This is a genomic window from Ramlibacter aquaticus (genome assembly GCF_015159745.1).
Classification (GTDB): domain Bacteria; phylum Pseudomonadota; class Gammaproteobacteria; order Burkholderiales; family Burkholderiaceae_C; genus Ramlibacter; species Ramlibacter aquaticus.
In genome coordinates, this window is the sequence record NZ_JADDOJ010000018.1 from 34,340 (window position 1) to 57,329 (window position 22,990).

The 22,990-nt window shown below is 70.9% G+C and carries 24 protein-coding genes; 22 read left to right on the top strand and 2 right to left on the bottom strand.

Annotation, left to right across the window (positions count from 1 at the left end; translation table 11 throughout):
- Positions 1-9 precede the first annotated feature (9 nt).
- Together zapE and IM725_RS06585 are read left to right on the top strand one after the other, a co-directional pair.
- Complete coding sequence (gene zapE, locus IM725_RS06580) at positions 10-1,110, top strand: cell division protein ZapE (protein ID WP_193779776.1); 1,101 nt, start codon at positions 10-12, stop codon at positions 1,108-1,110.
- A complete protein-coding gene (locus IM725_RS06585) occupies positions 1,107-1,763 on the top strand; it encodes a hypothetical protein (RefSeq protein ID WP_193779777.1) in 657 nt (218 codons plus the stop codon). The genes zapE and IM725_RS06585 overlap by 4 nt, the downstream gene beginning before the upstream one ends.
- 19 nt (positions 1,764-1,782) lie before the next feature.
- On the opposite strand, the gene IM725_RS06590 is transcribed toward IM725_RS06585, so the two are convergent.
- Positions 1,783-2,547: a PP2C family protein-serine/threonine phosphatase gene (locus IM725_RS06590; protein ID WP_193779778.1), complete on the bottom strand. Its 765-nt coding sequence runs from the start codon at positions 2,545-2,547 to the stop codon at positions 1,783-1,785.
- Positions 2,548-2,647: 100 nt separating this feature from the next.
- On the opposite strand from IM725_RS06590, the gene IM725_RS06595 reads away from it, so the two are divergent.
- A complete protein-coding gene (locus IM725_RS06595) occupies positions 2,648-2,851 on the top strand; it encodes a YdcH family protein (RefSeq protein ID WP_193779779.1) in 204 nt (67 codons plus the stop codon).
- Positions 2,852-2,858: 7 nt separating this feature from the next.
- Positions 2,859-4,877: an ATP-dependent DNA helicase gene (locus IM725_RS06600; RefSeq protein ID WP_193779780.1), complete on the top strand. Its 2,019-nt coding sequence runs from the start codon at positions 2,859-2,861 to the stop codon at positions 4,875-4,877.
- Here IM725_RS06600 and IM725_RS06605 read toward each other — a convergent pair.
- Complete coding sequence (locus IM725_RS06605) at positions 4,840-5,643, bottom strand: outer membrane protein assembly factor BamD (protein WP_193779781.1); 804 nt, start codon at positions 5,641-5,643, stop codon at positions 4,840-4,842. The genes IM725_RS06600 and IM725_RS06605 overlap by 38 nt on opposite strands.
- Before the next feature lie 15 nt (positions 5,644-5,658).
- On the opposite strand from IM725_RS06605, the gene IM725_RS06610 reads away from it, so the two are divergent.
- From IM725_RS06610 to IM725_RS06695, 18 genes are all read left to right on the top strand, one after another.
- Entirely contained in the window at positions 5,659-6,693 is a 1,035-nt protein-coding gene (locus IM725_RS06610; RefSeq protein WP_227753632.1) for an RluA family pseudouridine synthase, read from the top strand.
- A gap of 115 nt (positions 6,694-6,808) precedes the next feature.
- A complete protein-coding gene (gene scpB, locus IM725_RS06615) occupies positions 6,809-7,534 on the top strand; it encodes an SMC-Scp complex subunit ScpB (RefSeq protein ID WP_193779782.1) in 726 nt (241 codons plus the stop codon).
- A 5-nt stretch (positions 7,535-7,539) separates the two neighbouring features.
- A complete protein-coding gene (locus IM725_RS06620) occupies positions 7,540-9,021 on the top strand; it encodes a pseudouridine synthase (protein ID WP_193779783.1) in 1,482 nt (493 codons plus the stop codon).
- Positions 9,022-9,171: 150 nt separating this feature from the next.
- Entirely contained in the window at positions 9,172-9,597 is a 426-nt protein-coding gene (ndk, locus tag IM725_RS06625; protein ID WP_193779784.1) for a nucleoside-diphosphate kinase, read from the top strand.
- A 19-nt stretch (positions 9,598-9,616) separates the two neighbouring features.
- The gene (gene rlmN, locus IM725_RS06630) at positions 9,617-10,795 is read left to right on the top strand and encodes a 23S rRNA (adenine(2503)-C(2))-methyltransferase RlmN (RefSeq protein WP_193779785.1); all 1,179 of its coding nucleotides are present in this window, start codon (positions 9,617-9,619) and stop codon (positions 10,793-10,795) included.
- On the top strand, positions 10,792-11,616 hold the full coding sequence (gene pilW, locus IM725_RS06635) for a type IV pilus biogenesis/stability protein PilW (RefSeq protein WP_193779786.1): 825 nt from the start codon (positions 10,792-10,794) through the stop codon (positions 11,614-11,616). Before rlmN ends, pilW begins: the two co-directional genes overlap by 4 nt.
- A gap of 4 nt (positions 11,617-11,620) precedes the next feature.
- Positions 11,621-12,640, top strand: a complete 1,020-nt coding sequence (locus tag IM725_RS06640) for a helix-turn-helix domain-containing protein (protein WP_193779787.1) — start codon at positions 11,621-11,623, stop codon at positions 12,638-12,640.
- Entirely contained in the window at positions 12,640-13,911 is a 1,272-nt protein-coding gene (gene ispG / locus IM725_RS06645; RefSeq protein ID WP_193779788.1) for a flavodoxin-dependent (E)-4-hydroxy-3-methylbut-2-enyl-diphosphate synthase, read from the top strand. Before IM725_RS06640 ends, ispG begins: the two co-directional genes overlap by 1 nt.
- A gap of 12 nt (positions 13,912-13,923) precedes the next feature.
- A complete protein-coding gene (hisS, locus tag IM725_RS06650) occupies positions 13,924-15,207 on the top strand; it encodes a histidine--tRNA ligase (RefSeq protein ID WP_193779789.1) in 1,284 nt (427 codons plus the stop codon).
- Between the two features lie 67 nt (positions 15,208-15,274).
- Positions 15,275-15,970: a YfgM family protein gene (locus IM725_RS06655; RefSeq protein ID WP_193779790.1), complete on the top strand. Its 696-nt coding sequence runs from the start codon at positions 15,275-15,277 to the stop codon at positions 15,968-15,970.
- Entirely contained in the window at positions 15,967-17,121 is a 1,155-nt protein-coding gene (gene bamB / locus IM725_RS06660) for an outer membrane protein assembly factor BamB (protein WP_193779791.1), read from the top strand. Before IM725_RS06655 ends, bamB begins: the two co-directional genes overlap by 4 nt.
- A complete protein-coding gene (der, locus tag IM725_RS06665) occupies positions 17,121-18,467 on the top strand; it encodes a ribosome biogenesis GTPase Der (protein WP_193779792.1) in 1,347 nt (448 codons plus the stop codon). The genes bamB and der overlap by 1 nt, the downstream gene beginning before the upstream one ends.
- A gap of 127 nt (positions 18,468-18,594) precedes the next feature.
- Positions 18,595-18,843, top strand: a complete 249-nt coding sequence (gene hfq, locus IM725_RS06670) for an RNA chaperone Hfq (protein WP_407692506.1) — start codon at positions 18,595-18,597, stop codon at positions 18,841-18,843.
- Positions 18,844-18,892: 49 nt separating this feature from the next.
- The gene (hflX, locus tag IM725_RS06675; protein WP_193779794.1) at positions 18,893-20,062 is read left to right on the top strand and encodes a GTPase HflX; all 1,170 of its coding nucleotides are present in this window, start codon (positions 18,893-18,895) and stop codon (positions 20,060-20,062) included.
- Between the two features lie 42 nt (positions 20,063-20,104).
- Complete coding sequence (hflK, locus tag IM725_RS06680; protein WP_193779795.1) at positions 20,105-21,424, top strand: FtsH protease activity modulator HflK; 1,320 nt, start codon at positions 20,105-20,107, stop codon at positions 21,422-21,424.
- A 13-nt stretch (positions 21,425-21,437) separates the two neighbouring features.
- Positions 21,438-22,349: a protease modulator HflC gene (gene hflC / locus IM725_RS06685; RefSeq protein ID WP_193779796.1), complete on the top strand. Its 912-nt coding sequence runs from the start codon at positions 21,438-21,440 to the stop codon at positions 22,347-22,349.
- Between the two features lie 12 nt (positions 22,350-22,361).
- Entirely contained in the window at positions 22,362-22,550 is a 189-nt protein-coding gene (locus tag IM725_RS06690) for a DUF2065 domain-containing protein (protein WP_193779797.1), read from the top strand.
- 89 nt (positions 22,551-22,639) lie between these two features.
- Positions 22,640-22,990: ATP phosphoribosyltransferase regulatory subunit (locus IM725_RS06695; protein ID WP_193779798.1), on the top strand; the 351-nt coding region annotated here is incomplete at its 3' end.

Below are 22,990 nucleotides of genomic sequence, written 5' to 3' on the forward strand. Positions count from 1 at the left end.
CCCGTCGCAGTGCCCTCGGTCAAGGACATCTACGAAGCCGAACTCGTGCGTCGGGGCTATGCCGCCGACCCGGCGCAGCTTCGCGCCGTGGAGGCGCTGGACCGCTGCGCCCGCGAGTGGGGGGCCTACAAGGCCCAGCGTTCCAACGCGCTCAAGAAGCTGATCAACCGGCCCGACATCCCGCGCGGCGTGTACATGTACGGCGGGGTGGGGCGGGGCAAGAGCTTCCTCATGGACTGCTTCTACACGGCCGTCCCCATCGTGCGCAAGACGCGCCTGCACTTCCACGAGTTCATGCGCGAGGTGCACCGGCAACTCGCCGACCTGCAGGGCACGGTGAACCCGCTGGATGCGCTGGGCGCGCGCATGGCCAAGCGCTTCAAGCTGGTGTGCTTCGACGAATTCCACGTCGCCGACATCACGGACGCGATGATCCTGCACCGCCTGCTGGATTCGATGTTCGCGCACGGCGTGGGCTTCGTCACCACCTCGAACTTCAAGCCCGACGACCTGTACCCCAACGGCCTGCACCGTGACCGGCTGCTGCCGGCCATTGCGCTGCTGAACCAGAAGCTGGAGGTGATCAACGTGGACAACGGCACCGACTACCGGCGCCGCACCATGGAGCAGGTCCAGCTCTACCACACGCCGCTGGGGCCGGCGGCCGACGCGGCCATGGGTCAGGCCTTCAGCGACCTGGCAGCCTCGGCCGATGAGAACCCGGTGCTGCACATCGAGGCGCGCGAGATCCGCGCCCGGCGCAAGGCCGGCGGGGTGGTGTGGTTCGATTTCCGCACGCTGTGCGGCGGCCCGCGTTCGCAGAACGACTACCTGGAGATCGCCAGCCAGTTCCACACCGTGCTGCTGTCCGACGTGCCGCACATGCCGGTGCGCATGGCCTCCGAAGCACGCCGTTTCACCTGGCTGGTCGATGTGCTCTACGATCGCCGTGTGAAACTGATCATGTCGGCGGCCGTGCCCCCCGAATCGCTCTACACCGAGGGGCCGCTCGCGCACGAATTCCCGCGCACGGTGTCGCGGCTGAACGAGATGCAGTCGTCCGAATACCTGCAGCTGCCGCACCGCGCGGTGGACACGAGCATCGCATGAGGCGGCGCTTCGCGGCCCTGTGGCTGGCCGGCCTCGCTGCCCTGGCACTGCCGCTGCGCGCCCAGGACGCGGGCGCGGCCGCCGCGGCCGACGCCGAGGAGGCCGCGCGACGGGCGTCCATCGCCCAGGCCCGCGCGGCGGCCGAGACGCGCTACGCCGAGGCGGAGAAGGCCTGCTGGCGCAAGTTCGCCGTCAACGATTGCCTGGCCGATGCAAGGGCCGCGCGGCGCGAGGTCATGGGTGACCTGCGGCGCCAGGAGGTGGCGCTTGGCGACGAATCGCGCAAGCGCAAGGCGGCCGAGCGCCAGCGTTCGCTGGAGGAGCGCGACGCCCAGCGCCAGGAGAAGCTGGAGGGCGAGGACGCGGCGCGCGCCAGCGACGCCGCACGCCAGCAGCAGGCCCAGGACAAGGCCGCCACGCAGGCGGCGCAAGCCGCTTCCGCGCCCGGCCGCGCGGCCCAGCGCGAGGCGGACGTGGCCCGGCGCCAGGCCGAAACCGCCCAGGCGCGCCAGCGCGCCGCCAGCGACTCGGCCCAGCGTGCCGCAGAACACCAGCAGCGCCTGAAGGATGCGCAGGAACGCAAGGCGCGCCAGGCGCAGCGCCTGGCCGATCGCACGAAGCCGCCGGCCGCACCGCTGCCGGTGCCGCCCTGAACGGGCAGGGGCTGCCGGCTCAGTCGGCCAGCGCCTCGACCCGGACGATCACCAGCGACATGTTGTCGCCGCCGCCGTGGCCGCGCTGGCGTGCCTTCTCGATCAGGAATTCGCTGGCCTCGCGCGGGCCCAGCGAGGACACCACGGAACCGAGCTCCTCGGGGCTGAAGTAGTGCCAGATGCCGTCGCTGCAGGCCAGCAGGACGTCCCCGGGCCGCAGGGCCGGGATGTAGTGGTGGCTCTCGGGCGGTTCGTCCTCGGCCCCCAGGCAGCCCATGAGGATGTTGGACTGCGGGTGCACGTTGGCCTCTTCCTCCGTCAGCTCGCCGCGGTCCACCAGGGTCTGCACGTAGCTGTGGTCCAGGGTGCGCCGCACCAGCTTGCCGCGGTGGAAGTGGTAGATGCGGGAATCGCCGGCGTGGATCCAGTGGCAGTCGCCGCTGGGGTTGATCAGGAAGGCCGCGATGGTGCTGTGCGGCTCCTGTTCGGCGGAGATCGCGGTCAGCTTGATGACGAGGTGGGCCTCCTGCACGACCTGCTTGAGCAGGTTGCCGGCGTCGTCGTTGTCGGGCGAATACCGGTCGAACAGCTGCTGCGCGGTGAGCATGACCTGGTCCGAGGCCTTGCGCCCGCCGCTGCGGCCGCCCATGCCATCGGCCACCACGGCCAGCACGCAGCCGGGCACGCGGCTGTGGCTCACCAGGACGACCTGGTCTTGCTGGTACTCACGGTCACCCTTGTGGATGCCCGTGGCGGCGGTGAGACGGAAACCCTTGGTGGCCATGCGGTAATCGTAGCGCCAGCCCGGCCGGTCGCTCTCGAAATATTGCTCCAGACGACGTATTATCCCGACGAACCCGATGGGCTCCGACCCATCCGACATCTTGGAAGCCAACCTCCATTCCCCGGACCGCCGCCTCATCGAACTGCGCATGGCGCATGCCGACCTGGACGCCCTGCTCGATCGCGCCGCGCTCGAGCAACCCGCCGACGAGCTCATGATGCGCCGCCTGAAGAAGCGCCGCCTCGCCCTGCGCGACGAGATCGCGCGGCTGGAACTCGCGCTGGACCCCAAGGAACCGGCCTGAGCCTGCGATGAACCTGGAGGAAGCCGTTCGCGAGGCCTTCGCGCAGGGCGGCGTGCTGTCGCGCGCCGCCGACCAGTTCCAGCCCCGGGCCGGCCAGACCGAGATGGCCATGGCCGTGGCTCGCGTCATCGGCGAGGGCGGCGCCCTGGTCGTGGAAGCGGGGACCGGCGTGGGCAAGACCTTCTCCTACCTGGTGCCCGCGCTGCTGTCGGGGGAGCGCGTGCTGATGTCCACGGCCACCAAGACGCTGCAGGACCAGCTCTATGGCCGCGACCTGCCGCGCCTGGTGGAGGCGCTGGCGCTGCCGGTGCGCACCGCGCTGCTCAAGGGCCGCGGCAGCTACCTGTGCGTGCACCGGCTCGAGATGGCGCGCCACGATGCCACCTTGCCCGACCGGACGGCGCTGCGCTCGCTGGCCAAGATCGAGGAGTGGTCACGCAGCACCCAGACCGGCGACCTGGCCGAGCTGCCGGGCCTGGACGAGCGGTCCCCCCTGGTGCCGCTGGTGACCTCCACGCGCGAGAACTGCCTGGGGGCGCAGTGCCCCAAATTCCGCAGCTGCCACGTCAACCAGGCCCGCAAGGAGGCGCTGGCGGCGGACGTGGTGGTGGTGAACCACCACCTGTTCTTCGCCGACCTCGCGGTGCGCGAATCCGGCATGGCCGAACTGCTGCCCAGCGTGCGCGTGGCCATCTTCGACGAGGCGCACCAGCTCAACGAGACCGGCGTGCAGTTCCTGGGCCGGGTGCTGGGCACCGGCCAGCTCCTGGACCTGGCGCGTGACCTGCTCGCCACCGGGCTGCAGCTGGCGCGCGGCCTGGTCGACTGGCAGGCGCTCGCGGGCGGCGTGGAGCGCGCGTCGCGGGACCTGCGTCTGGTGGCGGGCAAGCATCCGGTGGGCGCGCGCCAGCGCTGGACCGCCGGCGCCCCGGAAGGCTTCGACGCCGTGCGCTGGCAGGAGGCGCTGTTCGCGCTGGCCGACGCCCTGCATGCCGCGATCGAGGGGCTGCACACGGTCACCGAGCTGGCGCCGGATTTCGAGCGCCTGCTCTCCCGCGCGGAAGACCTGGCCGCCAAGGCCGGCCAGTTCGCCGGCCCGGCGCAGGCCGGCTGCGTGCGCTGGGTGGACGTGGGCCTGCAACTGCGCCTGGTCGAGTCACCCCTGGACATTGCGCAGGCCGTGCGCGAGAAGCTGCTCAAGGCCGACAGCGAGCCGGGCTCGCAGCGTGCCTGGGTCTTCACCTCGGCGACCCTGGGCGACGACGAGAAGCTGTCCTGGTTCACCGAGCCCTGCGGGCTGCAGGACGCGCGCATCCTGGCCGTGGAGAGCCCCTTCGACTACGCCACCCAGGCCGCGCTGTACGTGCCGCGCGAGATGCCGCGGCCCAACGACCCCGGCCACAGCGCCGCGGTCGCGCGGCTGGCGGCGCAGGGCGCCCAGGCCTTGCGCGGCCGCACCATGGTGCTGACCACCACGCTGCGGGCCCTGCGCGCCATCGGCGAGGACCTGCAGCGCCGCTTCGAGGGGTCGCCGGACGTCGACGTGCTGGTGCAGGGGCAGTGGCCCAAGCGGCGCCTGATCGAGCGCTTCCGCGAGGGCGACGCGGGCGGGCGGGGTTGCCTGCTGGTGGCCTCGGCCTCGTTCTGGGAGGGCGTGGACGTCCCGGGCGACGCCTTGCAGCTGGTGGTCATCGACAAGCTGCCCTTCCCGCCACCCGGCGACCCGCTGGTCGAGGCGAGGGCGCAGCGGCTGGAAAAGGAAGGCCGCAGCGCCTTCAACGATTACTTCGTGCCGGAGGCGGCGGTGGCGCTCAAGCAGGGCGCGGGGCGCCTGATACGCCGCGAGTCGGACCGTGGCCTGCTGGTGCTGTGCGACAACAGGCTGGTGTCCATGGGCTACGGGCGCCGTTTGCTGGCGGCCCTGCCGCCGATGCGGCGGCTGGCGGATGCGGTGGCCTGGGAGGAAGCGCTGGATTCGCTCGCCGGCCTCACCAGAACTTCCACCACGGCTGCTCCTTGGCCTTGAAGCCGCGGGCCAGGAACTCGCTCTTGGGGTAGCTGGTCTCGAGCACGCGGCGCGCGTCCTCGGCCAGCTTGGGCAGGCCCAGGGCTTCGTAGGAGCGCACCATGATGTACAGCGCCTCCTCGGTGGCGGGCACGTTCTGGTAGTCGGTGACGGCGGCCTGCGCCCGGCTGGCGGCCGCCACGTAGGCGCCGCGCTGGTAGTAGAAGCGGGCGACGTGAAGCTCGTAGGCTGCCAGCGAGTTCACGATGTAGTTCATGCGCAGGCGCGCGTCCGCCGTGTACTTGGAGTCGGGGAAGCGGTTCGCCAGCTCCTTGAAGGCCTCGAACGACTCCTTGGCGGCCTTCTGGTCACGCTCGGACAGGTCCTGGCGCGTGATGGAGGAGAACAGGCCCAGGTTGTCGTTGAAGTTGACCACGCCCTTGAGGTAGAGCGCATAGTCGACCGCCGGGCTGGCCGGGTGCAGCTTGAGGAAGCGGTCCAGGGTGGAGAGCGCGGCGGCCTGGTCGCCCGACTTGTACTGGGCGTAGGCCTTCTCGAGTTCGGCCTGCTGCGCGAGCGGCGTGCCGGCGGCGCGGCCTTCCAGCTTCTCGAACAGGTTGACCGCCTTGTCCCAGCTGCCGGCCGCGACTTCGTCCTTCGCGTCGGCGTAGATGCGCTGCGGGGTCTGGCCTGCGGTCTTGTCCTCCGAGGTCGTGGAGCAGCCGGGCAGCAAAGCCGCGGCGACCAGCGCGAGCGCGGGGAAGACCGATAATTTCGCTCGTAGCATCAGCAGGCAACCTTCTTGAATCAGGGCCCGACGATTATATCGACCGACCTTCCAGCGGCCGCCCTCGACGAGGGCGAGGCCGACACCGGCGACCTTGCGCCCGACAGCGAGACGCGGCCCTTCCTCATCGACAGCGCGCTGCATGGGGAGCGGCTGGACCGGGCCCTGGTGGCTTTGCTGCCGGAATTTTCACGCAGCCACCTCCAGCAGCTGGTGGAAGCGGGGGCCGTGCGCCTGGCGGGCCGCGTGGTGCTGCGGCCTGCGCAGAAGGTGCGCGCGGGCGAGGCCGGCGAGGTCGAACTGCGGCCCACGCCGCAGAGCCAGGCCTTCCGGCCCGAGCCCATCGCCTTTCCCGTGGTGCACGAGGACGAGCACCTGCTGGTGGTCGACAAGCCGGCCGGGCTGGTGGTGCATCCCGCGCCCGGCAACTGGAGCGGCACCCTGCTCAACGGCCTCCTGGCGCGCGACCCCCAGGCCGCGCTGCTGCCGCGCGCCGGCATCGTGCACCGGCTCGACAAGGACACCAGCGGCCTGATGGTGGTGGCGCGCACGCGCGCTGCCATGGACGCGCTGGTGCGCATGATCGCCGCACGCGAGGTGAGCCGCCAGTACCTCGCCCTGGCGCACAGGCGCTGGGAAGGCCCGGCGACCCGCCAGGTGGACGCCCCCGTGGGCCGCGACCCGCGCAACCGGCTGCGCATGGGAGTCGTGCAGGGCGGCAAGCCAGCCCAGACGACGTTCGAGTGGCTCGCCAACGCCGGCGCGGGCTGTTTCGTGAAGGCCTCGCTGCACACCGGCCGCACCCACCAGATCCGCGTCCACATGGCCCACATCGGCCATCCGCTGGTGGGCGATGCGCTGTACGGCGGGGCCCCGGCCGGCGGGCTGGCGCGGCAGGCGCTGCACGCCGCGCGGCTGGCCCTGTGCCACCCGGTCACGGGCCAGGCGCTGGCCTGGACGTCCACCCCGCCGGGGGACATGATCGCGGCCTTGGCGGCGTGGGGGCTGCGTTACAATGAACAGGAATGGCTCACCCGCCACGCCCCCTGACGACGCGGGGCGCCAGCCCGGGCACCCCCGGTGCCGTGCGACGCGGGCGACCGCAGCCCTCACAGCCTTTTGACTTGCGCGCCCCAGCGGCGCCTCTAGCGGGAACGGCAAGACCATGAATACGGCGGATGCCCGGCGCATCCTCGAAACTGCCCTGATCTGCGCGACGCAACCCCTGCAGCTGCGGGAGATGCGCACGCTCTTCAACGACGAACTCGGCCCCGACACGCTCAAGACCCTGCTGGTCGAGCTTCAGGACGAGTGGTCGCCCAGGGGGGTCGAGCTGGTGCAGGTGGCCAGCGGCTGGCGTTTCCAGAGCCGCCCGGCGATGCGTGAGTACCTGGATCGCCTGCACCCCGAAAAGCCGCCGCGCTACACGCGGGCCGTGCTGGAGACGCTGGCCATCATTGCCTACCGCCAGCCCGTCACCCGGGGCGACATGGAAGACATCCGCGGCGTCACGATCAACGCCATGATCCTCAAGCAACTCGAGGATCGCGGCTGGATCGAGGTCATCGGCCACCGCGAGGCGCCCGGGCGCCCCGCGCTGTTCGCGACCACGCGCCAGTTCCTGGACGACCTGGGCCTGCAGTCCCTGGACCAGCTGCCCATGCTGGAGAGCCCCGCCCAGCAGTCCGAACTGATGGCCTCGCTGGCCGGCCACGAGGACGCGGACCAGCCCTCGCTCGAGATGCCCGCCGCGGGCGCCGAGGCCGAGCTGCCGCTCGCCGCCCTGGACGAGGCCGGCGCCGTGCCGGCCCCCACCCCCGAATTGCAGCCCAACCCGGCCGGCCCGCAGGCCGGCGACGCCGACGGCGGCGCGCACGCAGAACTCACCTGAACACAATGAACCCATCCCTGCCTGAAGGCGGCTCCGTGCCGGCTGACGAAGAAGTACTGCCCGGCACCACGGCCGCGCAGGCGCCTGCCACCGAAGCCCCGGCACCCGCGCCGCAGGCGGCCCCGCCGGCTGCGTCCGCTGCGCCTCAGGGGGCCGCCGACGGGGATGACGAGGACGCCCAGGACGGCGACGACCCGGACGAGGACGACGACGAGTTCGAGGCCGACGGTGGCGCGGCCCGCCGCCGCGAGCGTGCTGCCGCCGAGCCGGCGCCCCCGCCGGTGCGCTTCGAGGACGTGGTCTCCGGCGAATTCGACAGCCTGGCCGAGCCGGCCGATGCGGCGCCGCCCAAGCGCGTGCTTCTGCCGCAGGCCGACACCCCCAAGCTGCACAAGGTGCTCGCCCAGGCCGGGCTGGGCTCGCGCCTGGAGATGGAGCAGCTCATCATGGAAGGGCGCATCTCGGTCAACAACGAGCCCGCCCACGTGGGCCAGCGCATCCAGTACGGTGACCAGATCAAGGTCAACGGCAAGCCCATCCGCGTGCGCATCGCGCCGCCCCCCGCGCGGGTCATCGCCTACCACAAGCCGACTGGCGAGGTCGTCACCCACGAGGACCCGCAGAACCGGCCCACCGTGTTCCGCAAGCTGCCGCGCCTGGCCACGGGCAAGTGGCAGTCCGTCGGCCGGCTGGACCTGAACACCGAAGGCCTGCTGCTGTTCACCAGTTCGGGCGAACTGGCGAACCGTCTGATGCACCCGCGCTTCGGCCTGGAGCGCGAGTACGCGGTGCGGGTGCTGGGCGCGCTCAGCAACGAGGAAAAGCAGCGCCTGCTCGACGGCATCCAGCTCGACGATGGCAAAGCCCAGTTCGGCAGCATCGAGGACGGGGGCGGGGAGGGTGCCAATACCTGGTACCGCGTCACCATTTCCGAGGGCCGCAACCGGGAGGTGCGCCGCCTGTTCGAGGCCCTGGGCCATGCGGTCAGCCGGCTGATCCGCATCCGCTACGGTGCCATGCTGCTGCCGCGCGGGCTCAAGCGCGGTGCCTGGATGGAACTGGACGAACGCGACATCCGGGCGCTGACCCAGGCCGCCGGCATCGAGGCCCCCCGGCCGCAAGCCGGGCCGGGCGAGGGCCGCGAGGGCGACGGGCGCAACAAGCGCCGCCGCGGCACCCGCCAGGGCGGCCCGCGCGGCGACGGCCCGCCGCGCAACAGCCAGCCGGGCGGCAATGCCCAGCCGCGCCGCGCCAAGGGCCGTGGCGACCGCCAGGGCGGCGGCGGCGGTGGTGGTGCGGGCGGCCCGGCGGGCAACCAGCCCGATCCGATGAAGACCTCGTTCGGCTACATCGGCGCCGACAGCTTCACCCGCCAGCGCCAGGGCGGAGGGGGTTCCGGCTCGGGCGGCGGCGGCCCCCGCCGGGGCGGCGGTGGCGGCGGTGGCACGTCCGGCGGCGGCAACCGCCGCGGCGGCCGGGGCCGCTGACGCGCGGCTTCCCGCCACAGCCGGCGCGGCCGGTTAAAATCAGAGGCTTTGTCGAACTTTGAGGTTCGGCACGGACCCAAGAAACTGCGCCCGCCGCCGGCCCTGGAGGCCGTCCGGGCGCCACATCATTTCAGAACCCCAGGAAGAACCATGGCCCTCGAACGCACCCTGTCCATCATCAAGCCCGACGCCGTCGCCAAGAACGTCATCGGCCAGATCTACGCCCGCTTCGAGGCTGCCGGCCTGAAGGTGGTCGCCGCCCGCATGGCCCACCTGTCGCGCCGCGAAGCCGAGCAGTTCTACGCCGTCCACAAGGAGCGCCCCTTCTTCAAGGACCTGGTCGACTTCATGGTCTCCGGCCCCGTGATGATCCAGGTGCTGGAAGGCGAGAACGCCATCCTGAAGAACCGCGACCTGATGGGCGCCACCGACCCCAAGAAGGCCGCCGCCGGCACCATCCGCGCCGACTTCGCCGACAGCATCGACGCCAACGCGGTGCACGGCTCCGACGCCCCCGAGACGGCCGCCAACGAGGTGGCGTTCTTCTTCCCGGCCATGGCGGTCTATTCCCGCTGAACGCGGGACCACCCATGAAATGACCGCCAGTCCCGAGGCCCGCGAGCGGGTCAACCTTCTCGATTTCGACCACGAGGGTCTGGCGGCGTTCTGCGAGCGCCTGGGCGAAAAACGCTTCCGGGCGACGCAGCTCTTCCGCTGGATCCACCAGCGGGGCGCCAGCGATTTCACGGCCATGAGCGACCTGGCCCGTTCGCTGCGCGAGAAATTGCAGGTGCACGCCCTGGTGCAGGGCCTGCCCGTCATCTCCCAGCAGGAATCCGCCGACGGCACCATCAAGTGGCTGTTCGACGTCGGCCACGGCGATGCCGTGGAGGCGGTCTTCATCCCCGAGGACGACCGCGGCACGCTGTGCGTCTCCTCCCAGGCCGGTTGCGCCGTGGGCTGCCGCTTCTGCTCCACGGGCCACCAGGGCTTCTCGCGCAACCTGTCCACCGGCGAGATCCTGGCCCAGCTCTGGTTTGCCGAGCACTTCCTGCGCCGCCACCTGGGCACCAGCGAGCGCGTCATCTCCAACGTGGTGATGATGGGCATGGGCGAACCGCTGCAGAACTACGGCGCCCTGGTGCCGGCCCTGCGCGTGATGCTGGACGACCATGGCTACGGCCTGTCGCGCCGCCGCGTCACGGTGTCCACCTCGGGCGTGGTGCCCATGATGGACCGCCTGGGCGAGGATTGCCCCGTGGCGCTGGCGGTGTCGCTGCATGCGCCCAACGACGCCCTGCGCGACCAGCTGGTGCCGTTGAACCGCAAGTACCCGCTGGCCGAACTGCTGGACGCGTGCAACCGCTACCTGGAACGCGCGCCGCGTGACTTCATCACCTTCGAGTACTGCATGCTCGACGGCGTGAACGACCAGCCCGAGCACGCGCAGCAGCTGGTCGACCTGGTGAAGCGGCATGCCGGCCGCGGCGTGTCGTGCAAGCTGAACCTGATTCCCTTCAACCCCTTCCCGGCCTCGGGCCTGACGCGTTCTCCCCACAAGCAGGTGCTGGCCTTCGCGAAAATGCTGAGTGATGCTGGTATCGTCACCACTGTCCGCAAGACGCGTGGCGACGACATCGCTGCCGCCTGCGGCCAGCTGGCGGGCGACGTCAAGGATCGCACCCGCGTGGCCGAGCGCATGGCCCGCCAGCGCATCGTGATGCTCAAGCAGGCGCCGGCCTCGACCGGGGCCAGAGGGGACACAAAACCATGAGGTGGACGCCGCAGGCGAGAGGGGTCTGGGCCCGGGCCCTGGCCATGCTGGCTTTGGCCTGGTTGCTGGCGGGCGCGGTGGCGGGCTGTGCCGCGCCCGGTTCGCGGGCCGATGACCAGGACATGCCGACCGCATCCGACGACTCGGACGCGCGCCGGCGCGCCCGCATCCGCATGGAGCTGGCCGTGGGCTACTTCGAGCAGGGCAAGCCCGAGATCGCGCTCGACGAAGTCAAGCAGGTGCTGGCCATCGATCCGACGTTCGGCGATGCCTGGAACCTGCGCGGCCTGATCTACATGCGCCTGGGCGACAACCACCTGGCGGAGGACAGCTTCAAGCGCGCCGTCGCCATCAACCCGCGCGACGGCAATGCCCAGCACAACCTGGGCTGGCTGCTGTGCCAGGGTTCGCGCTACCCGGAGGCGCAACGCGCCTTCGAGGCCGCCATGGCGAGCCCGCTGTACCCCGGCCGCGCCAAGACGCTGATGGCCGAAGGGCTGTGCGAGGCGCGCGCCGGCAAGCCCGAGCAGGCCGAGCGCACCCTGATGCGCTCCTACGAGCTGGACGCCGGCAACCCCGTGACGGGCTACAACCTCGCCCTGCTGCTGGTGCGCCGCGGCGAGCTGGAACGGGCCCGCTTCTACATCCGGCGCCTGAACAACAGCGAGCTGGCCAATGCCGAGAGCCTGTGGCTGGGCATCCGCGTGGAGCGCCGCCTGAACGACCCGGTGGCCATGCGCCAGCTCGGCGAGCAGCTGCGCAAGCGTTTCCCCGGCTCGCGCGAGGCGCAGGCCTACGACCGGGGTGCCTACGATGAGTGAGGTGATGGAACCCGCTGCCGCGACGTCCTTGGGCGGGGCCGGCGCAGGACGGCTGCTGCGGGAGGCGCGCGAGGCCGCCGGATTGCACGTGGCCGCGCTCGCCGTGGCGCTGAAGGTGCCGGTGCGCAAGCTCGAGGCCCTGGAGGCCGAGCGCTTCGAGGAGGTGGGCGAGCCGGTGTTCGTGCGCGGGCTGGCCGGCAGCGTCTGCCGTGCGCTCAAGGTGCCGGCCCAGCCCGTGCTCGACCGGCTGCCCCAGGGCGTGCAGCCCCGCCTGGTGGCCGACAGCGAGGGCATCAACACGCCGTTCCGCGCGGCCTCCGACGGCGCGCCGCCCAGCGGTTTCGCGCAGCTCACGCGGCCCGCCTTCCTGGTCGTGGCCGCGCTGCTCCTGGGTGCGCTGGTGCTGTTGCTGCTGCCCATGGCGCAGCGGGGCGATGAAAAGACCGCGGTGCAGCCCGCGCCGTCTGGCGCGGCCGGTGCGCGGGCGGTCGTCGGCACGACGCCTGACGCCGGCGCGGTGCCAACGGCGGGTGGGGCGCAGAGCGCCGCACAGGCTGCATCGTCTGCACAGCCACCTGCGGCGACGCCCCCGGCCTCCGCGGCCATGAGCGAGGCAGCCGCGCGCCCGGAATCCCTGCCGGCCCGTCTGGCGCCCCCGTCGGCCGGCGAGCCGGCCCAGCCCGCCGCGTCCGCCAGCGTGGCCGCCAGCCCGGTGGCCGCAGTACCGGCAACGGCGTCGCCTGCCCCGGCCGCCGCCACCGCCAGCGGAGCGGCCGGCCCGGCGGCCGACGGGCTGCTCACGTTCAAGGCCTCGGGTCCTTCCTGGATCGAGGTGAGCGAGGCCGGCGGCACGGTGGTGCTGCGCCGCATGCTGGGTGCGGGCGAAAGTGCCTCCGCCTCAGGCAAGCCGCCCCTGAAGGTCACGGTCGGCAAGGCCGACCTGACCCAGGTGCAGCTGCGCGGCCGCGCCTTCGACCTGCAGCCGTATTCCCACGACAACGTGGCCCGATTCGAGGTGAAGTGATGCCCGAGCCCTGCCTGCCGATCGCGGCAGCCTCTCCCTTGCCCCGGCGCTCGCGCCAGGCCCGCGCCGTGTGGGGCGACAACGTGGTCACCATCGGCGGCGACGCACCCGTGCGCGTGCAGTCCATGACGAACACCGACACCGTGGACGCGATAGGCACCGCCATCCAGGTCAAGGAACTGGCGCAGGCCGGCTCCGAGCTGGTGCGCATCACCGTGAACACGCCCGAGGCGGCGGCCCAGGTGCCCTACATCCGCGAGCAGCTGGACCGCATGGGCATCGCCGTGCCGCTGGTGGGCGATTTCCACTACAACGGCCACCGCCTGCTGACCGAGTTCCCGGCCTGTGCCGAGGCGCTGTCCAAGTACCGCATCAACCCCGGCAACGTGGGCAAGGGCGACAAGCGCGACCGGCAGTTCGGCCAGATGATCGAGGCGGCCATGCGCTGGAACAAGCCGGTGCGCATCGGCGTCAACTGGGGCAGCCTGGACCAGGAACTGCTCGCCTCGCTGATGGACGAGAACAGCCGCCGCCCCGAGCCCTGGGACGCCAAGGCCGTGATGTACGAGGCCCTGGTCAGCTCGGCCATCGAATCGGCGAAGCTGGCCGAATCCATGGGCATGGACGGTGACCAGATCATCCTGTCGTGCAAGGTGAGCGGCGTGCAGGACCTGATCTCGGTCTACCGCGAACTGGCCCGCCGCTGCGACTACGCGCTGCACCTGGGCCTGACCGAGGCCGGCATGGGCACCAAGGGCACCGTGGCCTCCAGCGTCGCCCTGGGCGTGCTGCTGCAAGAAGGCATCGGCGACACCATCCGCGTCTCGCTCACGCCGCAGCCGGGCGAGTCGCGCACGCAGGAAGTGGTGATCGCCTCGGAAATCCTCCAGGCCCTGGGCCTGCGCACCTTCGTGCCCAGCGTGACGGCCTGCCCGGGCTGCGGTCGCACCACCAGCACCACCTTCCAGGAGCTGGCCAAGCAGATCGACGACCACCTGCGCGCCAACATGCCGCTGTGGCGCAGCAAGTACCCGGGCGTGGAATCGCTGCGCGTCGCCGTCATGGGCTGCATCGTCAACGGCCCCGGCGAAAGCAAGCACGCCGACATCGGCATCAGCCTCCCCGGCACCGGCGAGGCACCGGCCGCGCCGGTGTTCATCGACGGCGAGAAGGCCCTCACGCTGCGCGGCGAGGGCATTGCCCAGGAGTTCCACAAGCTGGTGGAAGACTACATCGAGAAGCGTTTCGGCCAGCCGGCCGAGCACGCCTGACAACAAGAACACATGGCAGAGAAACTCAGTGCCGTCAAAGGCATGAACGACATCCTGCCGCCCGATTCGGCGCGGTGGGAATGGCTGGAGGACAAGGTCCGGTCCCTGATGGGGCGCTTCGCGTTCCGCAACATCCGCACGCCCATCGTGGAGCCCACCCAGCTCTTCGTGCGCGGCACCGGCGAGACGACCGACATCGTCGAGAAGGAGATGTACTCCTTCGAGGACCGGCTCAACGGCGAGCAGCTCACGCTGCGCCCTGAGAACACGCCCGGCGTGGTGCGCGCAGCGATCGAGCACAACCTGACCTACGACGGCGGCAAGCGGCTCTGGTACACCGGCCCCATGTTCCGCCACGAGCGGCCGCAGCGCGGGCGCTACCGGCAGTTCTACCAGCTGGGTGCCGAGATCCTGGGCTTTCCCGGGCCCGAGGCGGATGCCGAACTCATGGTGCTGGCCCACACGCTGCTGGCCGAGCTGGGCCTGCGCAACGTGCGGGTCGAGATGAACAGCCTGGGCCTGCCAGCGGAGCGGCGCGCCCACCGGGAGGCCCTGGTGGCCTATTTCGAGCAGCACGCCGGCCTGCTGGACGCGGATGCCCAGCGCCGCCTGCACACCAACCCGCTGCGCATCCTGGACACCAAGAACCCGGCCATGCAGGAGATGGTGCGCGCAGCGCCCCAGCTGCTGAGCTACCTGGGCGACGGCTCGCGCCGGCACCTTGAGACCGTGCAGTCGCTGCTGGACGCCTGCGGCGTCGCCTGGACCATCAACCCGCGCCTGGTGCGCGGGCTGGACTACTACAGCCACACCGTGTTCGAGTTCGTCACCGACGAGCTGGGTGCGCAGGGCACGCTGTGCGGGGGCGGGCGCTACGACGGCCTGTTCGAGATCCTGGGCGGCAAGCCGACCCCGGCGGTCGGCTGGGGCATGGGCCTGGAGCGCGTGCTGGAGCTGCTGGCCGCGCAGGCCGGCGCCTTCGAGCCGCCCGCGCCGCACGCCTACGCCATCGTGCCGGCGCCCGAGGCCCTGCCGGTGGCCATGAAGACCTTGCAGGCGCTGCGCGCCGCCGGGGTCAGCGTGCAGATGCACGCGGGCACGGGCGAGGGCATGGGCAGCATGAAGTCGCAGTTCAAGAAGGCCGACGCGAGCGGTGCCCGCCACGCCCTCATCTTCGGCGCCGACGAGATCCTCACCGGGCAGCTCACGCTGAAGTCCCTGCGGGACGGGCAGGGGGCGCAATCGCAGCGGCCGCTGGCCGATCCGCAGGCCTGGGCCGCCGAGCTGCTGCGCTGAAGGCGCGGCTCACTACAATCGCAGGCTCCGGGGCGCGCGCCGCGCGCTCCACGCAACACGCACAAGAATGGCAAACAACCTCGACCTCGAAGAACAGGAGCAGCTTGACCAGCTCAAGCACTTCTGGAACGAGTACGGCAACCTGATCACCTGGGTCGCGATCATCGTCTTCGGCAGCATCGCCGCCTGGAACGGCTGGCAGTACTGGCAGCGCAACCAGGCGGCCCAGGCGTCGGCCCTGTACGACGAGGTGGAGCGTTACGCCCAGGCCGGCGACACCGCCCGCCTGGAGCGTGCCTTCGGCGACATGAAAGACCGCTTCGGCCGCACGGCCTGGGCCGGACAGGCCGGGCTGGAAACGGCCCAGGCGCTGGCGGCCAAGGGCAACCTCGATGGTGCGCGGACGGCGCTCGAGTGGGTCGCCGGCAGCGCGCGCGACGAAGGCTACCAGGCCGTGGCCCGCCTGCGGCTGGCGGCGGTGCTGGTCGAACGCAAGGCCTACGACGACGCGCTCAAGCAGCTGACGGGCGGCTTCCCGCAGGCCTTCGAGGCCCTGGCGGCCGATCGCCGCGGCGACGTGTACAACCTGCAGGGCAAGAAGGCCGAGGCGAAGGCCGAGTACGAGAAGGCCTTCAAGGGCTTCTCGGAACGCGACGAATACCGCCGCCTGGTCGATGTGAAGCTCACCGCCCTGGGGGTGGACACCCGCACGCTCGCGGCACCCGCCGCGCCTGCCGCTTCCGAAGCCGCGAAACAACCATGACGAACGCATCCCGCCGACCCATGCGCCGCCTTGCGGCCGTCGCCCTCTGCGCCCTGGCGCTGGCGGGCTGTTCCACCGTTTCCGGCTGGTTCGGCGGCACCACGGCCCCCAAGCCGGCCGAACTGACCGCCAACCCGGCGACCTTCGCGGTGCGCCAGGCCTGGACGGCCCGGCTGGGCCCGGTCAACCTGGCGCTGCGGGTCGCCGTCAGCGGCACCAGCGTGGTGGCCGCGGCCAGCGACGGCAGCGTCGCGGCCTTCGACGCCGCGACCGGCCGGGAGCTGTGGCGTGGCAACGTCGGCGGCCCGGTGGCCGCGGGCGTGGGCACCGACGGCAAGGTGGTGGCCGTGGTCACCCAGTCGAACGACCTGGTCGCGCTCGAGGGTGGGCGCGAGCTGTGGCGCCAGCGCCTTCCTTCCGTGGCGTACACGCCCCCGCTGGTGGCGGGCGAACGCGTCTTCGTGCACACCGCGGACCGCGCGGTGTCGGCCTTCGACGGCCAGACCGGCAAGCGCCTGTGGACGCAGACGCGACCGGGCGAGGCCCTGGTGCTGCGCCACCCCGGCGTCATGCTGGCCGTGGGCGACACCCTGGTGGTCGGCCTGTCCGGCCGCCTCGCCGGCCTCAACCCCAACACCGGCGCCTCGCGCTGGGAGCAGCCCATCGCCAGCCCGCGCGGCCTCAACGACGTGGAGCGCCTGGTCGACCTGGTCGGCCCCGCCAGCCGGGTGGGCGACAGCGTGTGCGCGCGGGCCTTCCAGGCCAGCGTGGGCTGCGTGGACGCCGTGCGCGGCCAGTTGCAGTGGACAAAGCCGTCCAGCGGCAGTGACGGGCTCTCGGGCGACGGTGCCCAGCTCTACGGCACCGAGCAGGACGGCAAGGTGCTGGCCTGGAACCGCACCAACGGCGACAAGGGCTGGACCTCCGAGCTCCTGCTGCACCGGGGCGTGACCGCGCCGCTGCTGCTGGGCCGTTCCGTCGTCGTGGGCGACGCCTTCGGCTACCTGCACCTGCTCTCGCGCGAAGACGGCAAGCTGCTCAACCGCCTGCCCACCGACGGCTCCGCCATCGCGGCGCCTCCGGTCCTGGCCGGCAACACCCTGGTGGCCGTCACGCGCAACGGCGGGGTCTACGGCTTCGTGCCCGACTGATGAAACCTGTCATGGCCCTGGTGGGCCGCCCCAACGTCGGCAAGTCCACCCTTTTCAACCGCCTGACGAAGTCGCGCGACGCCATCGTCGCGGACTACGCCGGCCTGACCCGCGACCGCCATTACGGCAACGCGAAGCAGGGCAAGCGCGAGTTCATCGTCATCGACACCGGCGGCTTCGAGCCGACGGCGGAGAGCGGCATCTACATGGAGATGGCCAAGCAGACCCGCCAGGCCGTCGCCGAGGCCGACGTGGTGGTCTTCGTGGTCGACGCCCGTGGCGGCCTGTCGGCGCAGGACCACGACATCGCCAAGTACCTGCGCAAGCTGGGCAAGCCCACGGTGCTGGTGGCCAACAAGGCCGAAGGCATGACCGAGGGCGTGCAGCTCACCGAGTTCTACGAGCTGGGCCTGGGCGAGGTGCACCCGGTTTCCGCCGCCCACGGGCAAGGCATTCGCAGCCTGGTCGAGCTGGCCTTCGAGCACCTGCCCGAGCCCGACGAGGACGCGGAGGAGGGCGCCGACAGCGGCGTCATCAAGCTGGCCGTGGCCGGGCGCCCCAACGTGGGCAAGTCCACCCTGATCAACACCTGGCTGGGCGAGGAGCGCCTGGTCGCCTTCGACCTGCCGGGCACCACCCGGGACGCGATCTCGGTGCCGTTCGAGCGCAACGGCCAGCGCTTCGAGCTGATCGACACGGCGGGCCTGCGCCGCAAGGGCCGTGTCTTCGAGGCGATCGAGAAGTTCTCGGTGGTCAAGACCCTGCAGGCCATCGAATCGGCCAACGTGGTCCTGCTGCTGCTGGACGCCACCCAGGGGGTGACCGACCAGGACGCCCACATCGCCGGCTACATCCTGGAGAGCGGCCGGGCCGTGGTGCTGGCCGTGAACAAATGGGACGCGGTCGACGACTACCAGCGCGAGCAGCTGCAGCGCCAGATCGAGACCCGTCTGGCCTTCCTGAAGTTCGCGCCCTTGCACTTCATCTCCGCCATCAAGCGCCAGGGCCTGGGCCCCGTGTGGGCCGCGATCGCCCAGGCGCACCGGTCGGCCATGGTCAAGATGCCCACGCCGGTGCTCACCCGGCTGCTGCTGGATGCGGTGCAGTTCCAGCAGCCCAAGCGCTCGGGCATGTTCCGTCCCAAGCTGCGCTACGCCCACCAGGGCGGCATGAACCCGCCGGTGATCGTGGTCCACGGCAACTCGCTGGAACACGTGACCGAGGCCTACAAGCGCTACCTCGAAGGGCGCTTCCGCAAGGAATTCAACCTGGTGGGCACGCCCCTTCGGGTGGAGATGAAAACCTCCAAGAATCCCTACGCGGACAAGGAAGACGGCGGGCGCTGAACGCCCTCCCTTGAAAGCTGATTTTCCCGTCCCATCTGGACGGGACAGGCACCCTTTGCGCCGCAGGCTTTCGTGGTAAGGTGCAGTTTCCAACAACACTTCCGACATGCGGAACACGGAGAATATCGTGAGCAACAAAGGGCAGCTTCTACAAGACCCCTTCCTCAACACGCTGCGTCGAGAGGATGTGCCGGTCTCGATCTACCTGGTCAACGGCATCAAGCTGCAGGGCCAGATCGAATCCTTCGACCAGTACGTCGTGTTGCTGAGGAACACCGTCACCCAGATGGTCTACAAGCACGCGATCTCCACCATCGTGCCCGGCCGCGCCGTCAATTTCCAGGCCGCCGAGACGCCCGAAGGCGGCGGCAGCTGAGCCCGGCCCGTCCTGCCGACGGGACGCCGCGGCGCCACCCGTCCCCGCTTTGAGTTCCACTTCCACCGCGCGCCCCGAAGCCCTGGCGATCCTCGTCGGGGTGGACCTGGGCTTGCCCCATTTCGACCCCGGGCTCGAAGAGCTCGGCCTGCTCGCGCAGACCGCCGGCCTCAAGCCGGTGGCGCGCGTCGCGTGCAAGCGCCGTGCGCCCGACCCCGCGCTCTTCATCGGCAAGGGCAAGGCGGACGAGATCAAGGCGCTGGCCGATGAGCTGGGCGCCACCGAGGTGCTGTTCGACCAGGCCCTGAGCCCGGCGCAGCAGCGCAACCTCGAGCGCCACCTCGACCGCCCCGTCAACGACCGCACCCTGCTGATCCTGGAGATCTTCGCCCAGCGCGCGCGCAGCCACGAGGGCAAGCTGCAGGTCGAGCTGGCGCGGCTGCAATACGTCAGCACCCGCCTGGTGCGCCGCTGGTCGCACCTGGAGCGCCAGACCGGTGGCGCCGGCGTGCGCGGCGGCCCGGGTGAGAAGCAGATCGAACTCGACCGCCGCATGATCGGCGACGCGATCCGCCGCACCCGCGAGCGCCTGGAAAAGCTGAAGAAACAGCGCCAGACGCAGCGGCGCCAGCGCGAGCGGCGGGGCGCCTTCAACATCTCCCTGGTCGGCTACACCAACGCCGGCAAGTCCACGCTGTTCAACGCCCTGGTCAAGGCGCGGGCCTATGCCGCCGACCAGCTCTTCGCGACGCTGGACACCACCACCCGCCAGCTGTACCTGGGGGAGGCCGGGCGCTCGGTGTCGCTGTCCGACACGGTGGGCTTCATCCGCGACCTGCCGCACGGCCTGGTCGACGCCTTCCGGGCCACGCTCCAGGAGGCGGCCGACGCCGACCTGCTGCTGCACGTGGTGGACGCCGCCAACCCCGACCACCCGGAGCAGATCGCCGAGGTGCAGCGCGTGCTGCACGAGATCGGTGCGCAGGACGTGCCCCAGGTGCTGGTCTTCAACAAGATCGACGCCCTGGCGGCCACCCAGCGGCCGCACGTGCGCCAGGACAGCTTCGAGCTGGAAGGCCGGGCGGTCCCCAGGGTGTACGTCAGTGCGCAGGCGGGCGAGGGACTGGATGGGCTGCGTGCGGCGCTGGCGGCGGCGGTGCCGCCGGCCGTGCCGGGTGAAGGGGAAGCTTCGCCTGACCACCACGAAACGCCCGCGTGATTGGCACAATGTGCGCGTAACACAAGAACAGAGAACGATCGCATGAACTTTTCACGACCCCGGCTGGCCTGGATGGAACTGCGGAACCGGGCGCGGGGCATGTTCAACCTCAACGACCCCCGCTGGGGCCGTGGCGAGGACAACCAGAAACCGGGCGATCCCCAGCGCCCCAACCAGGGTCCGCCCGACCTCGACGAGCTCTGGCGCGATTTCAACCGGCGCCTGGGCGGCCTCTTTGGCGGCCGGGGCCGCCGCGGCGGCGATGCCGGCGGCAATGGCGGCGGGGGTTTTCCGCCCGACATGCGCAGCGCGGGCATAGGCGCCGGCCTGGTGCTGGTGGTCATCGTGCTGATCTGGCTGGGCACCGGCTTCTTCATCGTCCAGGAAGGCCAGCAGGCCGTCATCACCCAGTTCGGTCGCTACAAGTCCACCGTGGGCGCAGGCTTCAACTGGCGCCTGCCGTACCCCATCCAGCGCCACGAGACCGTGTACGTCTCGCAGATCCGTTCGGTGGACGTGGGCCGTGATAGCGTGGTCAAGGCCACCGGCCTGAAGGACTCGGCCATGCTGACCGAGGACGAGAACATCGTCGAGATCAAGTTCGCCGTGCAGTACCGCCTGAAGGATGCGCGCGCCTACCTGTTCGAAAGCAAGAACCCCGGCGAGGCCGTGGTGCAGGCTGCCGAGACCGCCGTCCGCGAAGTGGTCGGCAAGATGCGCATGGACACCGCCCTGGCCGAGGAGCGCGACCAGATCGGCCCGCGCGTGCGCACCCTGATGCAGTCCATCCTGGACCGCTACAACGTGGGCATCGAGGTGGTGGGCGTCAACCTGCAGCAGGGCGGCGTGCGGCCGCCCGAGCAGGTGCAGGCGTCCTTCGACGACGTGCTCAAGGCCGGCCAGGAGCGCGAACGGGCCAAGAACGAGGCCCAGGCCTATGCCAACGACGTGGTGCCGCGCGCCGTGGGCGCCGCCTCGCGCCTGACGCAGGAGGCCGAGGGCTACCGCTCCCGCATCGTGGCCCAGGCGCAGGGCGATTCGCAGCGCTTCAAGTCGCTGCTCACCGAGTACCAGCGCGCCCCCCAGGTCACCCGTGACCGGCTCTACCTGGAGGCCATGCAGCAGATCTACAGCAACGTCACCAAGGTCCTGGTCGATTCACGCCAGGGTGCCAGCCTGCTGTACCTGCCGCTGGACAAGATCATGCAGCAGGTCGCGCAGGGCGGGTCCGCCGCCGTGCCCGCCGCGCCGCCGGCCGACAGCGGCGCCGCCGCGCCGGCCGCCGCTCCCGCGCCTTCCAGCGCCATCAACGACGCCCGCACCCGCGACAGCGGCCGCAGCCGTGAGCGCGAAACGCGCTGAAGGGCCCCAGAACATGAACAGGATCGGATTCATCGTCTCCACGCTGCTGGTGGCCGTCGCGCTGCTCAGCTCCACGCTCTTCGTGGTCGACCAGCGCCAGTTCGGCGTGGTCTACGCCCTCGGCCAGATCAAGGAAGTCATCACCGAGCCGGGGCTGAACTTCAAGCTGCCGCCGCCTTTCCAGAACGTGAGCTACATCGACAAGCGCCTGCTGACGCTGGAGAGCCCCGACACCGAACCCATGCTGACGGCCGAGAAGCAGCGCATGGTGATCGACTGGTACGTGCGCTGGCGCATCACCGACCCACAGGCCTACATCCGCAACGTGGGCCTGGACGAGGCGGCCGGCGCCAACCAGCTGAATCGCGTGGTGCGCAACGCCTTCCAGGAGGAGATCAACCGCCGCACCGTGCGCGACATCCTCTCCACCAAGCGCGAGCAGCTGATGGCCGACGTCAAGCGCGAGGTGCTGGAAGTGGTCAAGGGCAGCAAGCCCTGGGGCATCGACGTGGTCGACGTGCGCATCACCCGCGCCGACTATGTCGAGGCCATCACCGAATCGGTCTACCGCCGCATGGAGGCCGAGCGCAAGCGCGTGGCCAACGAGCTGCGCTCCACCGGTGCGGCCGAAGGCGAGAAGATCCGCGCCGACGCCGACCGCCAGCGCGAAGTCACGGTGGCGAATGCCTACCGCGACGCGCAGAAGATCAAGGGTGAGGGCGACGCGCAGGCGGCCGCCGTGTACGCCGAGGCCTTCGGCCGCGACCCGCAGTTCGCCCAGTTCTACCGCAGCCTGGAGGCCTACAAGGCCAGCTTCAACAAGAAGGGCGACGTGCTGGTGGTGGACCCGGCGTCCTCCGATTTCTTCAAGGCCTTCCGCGGTGGCTCGGCCCCCGCGGCGGCGGCGCCGCACGGCAAGAAGTAGGGCAGGGCAGGCATGGACCAGGACACGTTCTGGTCCGCCTTCGCGCTGGTCCTGGTGTTCGAGGGGCTGCTTCCCTTCGTCTCACCGGGCGGCTGGAAGCGGACCTTCACCCGGCTGCTGGCGCTGCAGGACGGGCAGCTGCGTTTCTTCGGCCTGTGCAGCATCCTGGCGGGCCTCGTGCTGCTCTGGGTGCTGGGCTGACGCGCCCCCTCCGGCGACCCGCGTCCGGACCCGGTGGCCGGCTGCTTCGGCGGGCCGCGTAAAATACTGTTTTTAACAGCGTCCCCCCTATGTCCGCCTGGGTCCTGCCGGATCACATCGCCGATGTTTTGCCTTCCGAGGCCCGGCACATCGAAGAACTCCGCCGCGAGCTGCTGGACACCGCGCGGTCCTACGGCTATGAGCTGGTCATGCCGCCGCTGCTGGAGCACCTGGAGTCGCTCCTGACGGGCACTGGCGAGGCGCTGGACATCCAGACCTTCAAGCTGGTCGACCAGCTCTCCGGCCGCATGATGGGGCTGCGCGCAGACACCACGCCGCAGGTGGCCCGCATCGACGCCCACCTGCTCAACCGCCAGGGCGTGGCGCGGCTGTGCTATTGCGGGCCGGTGCTGCACACCCGCCCCGACCGCCCCCACGCC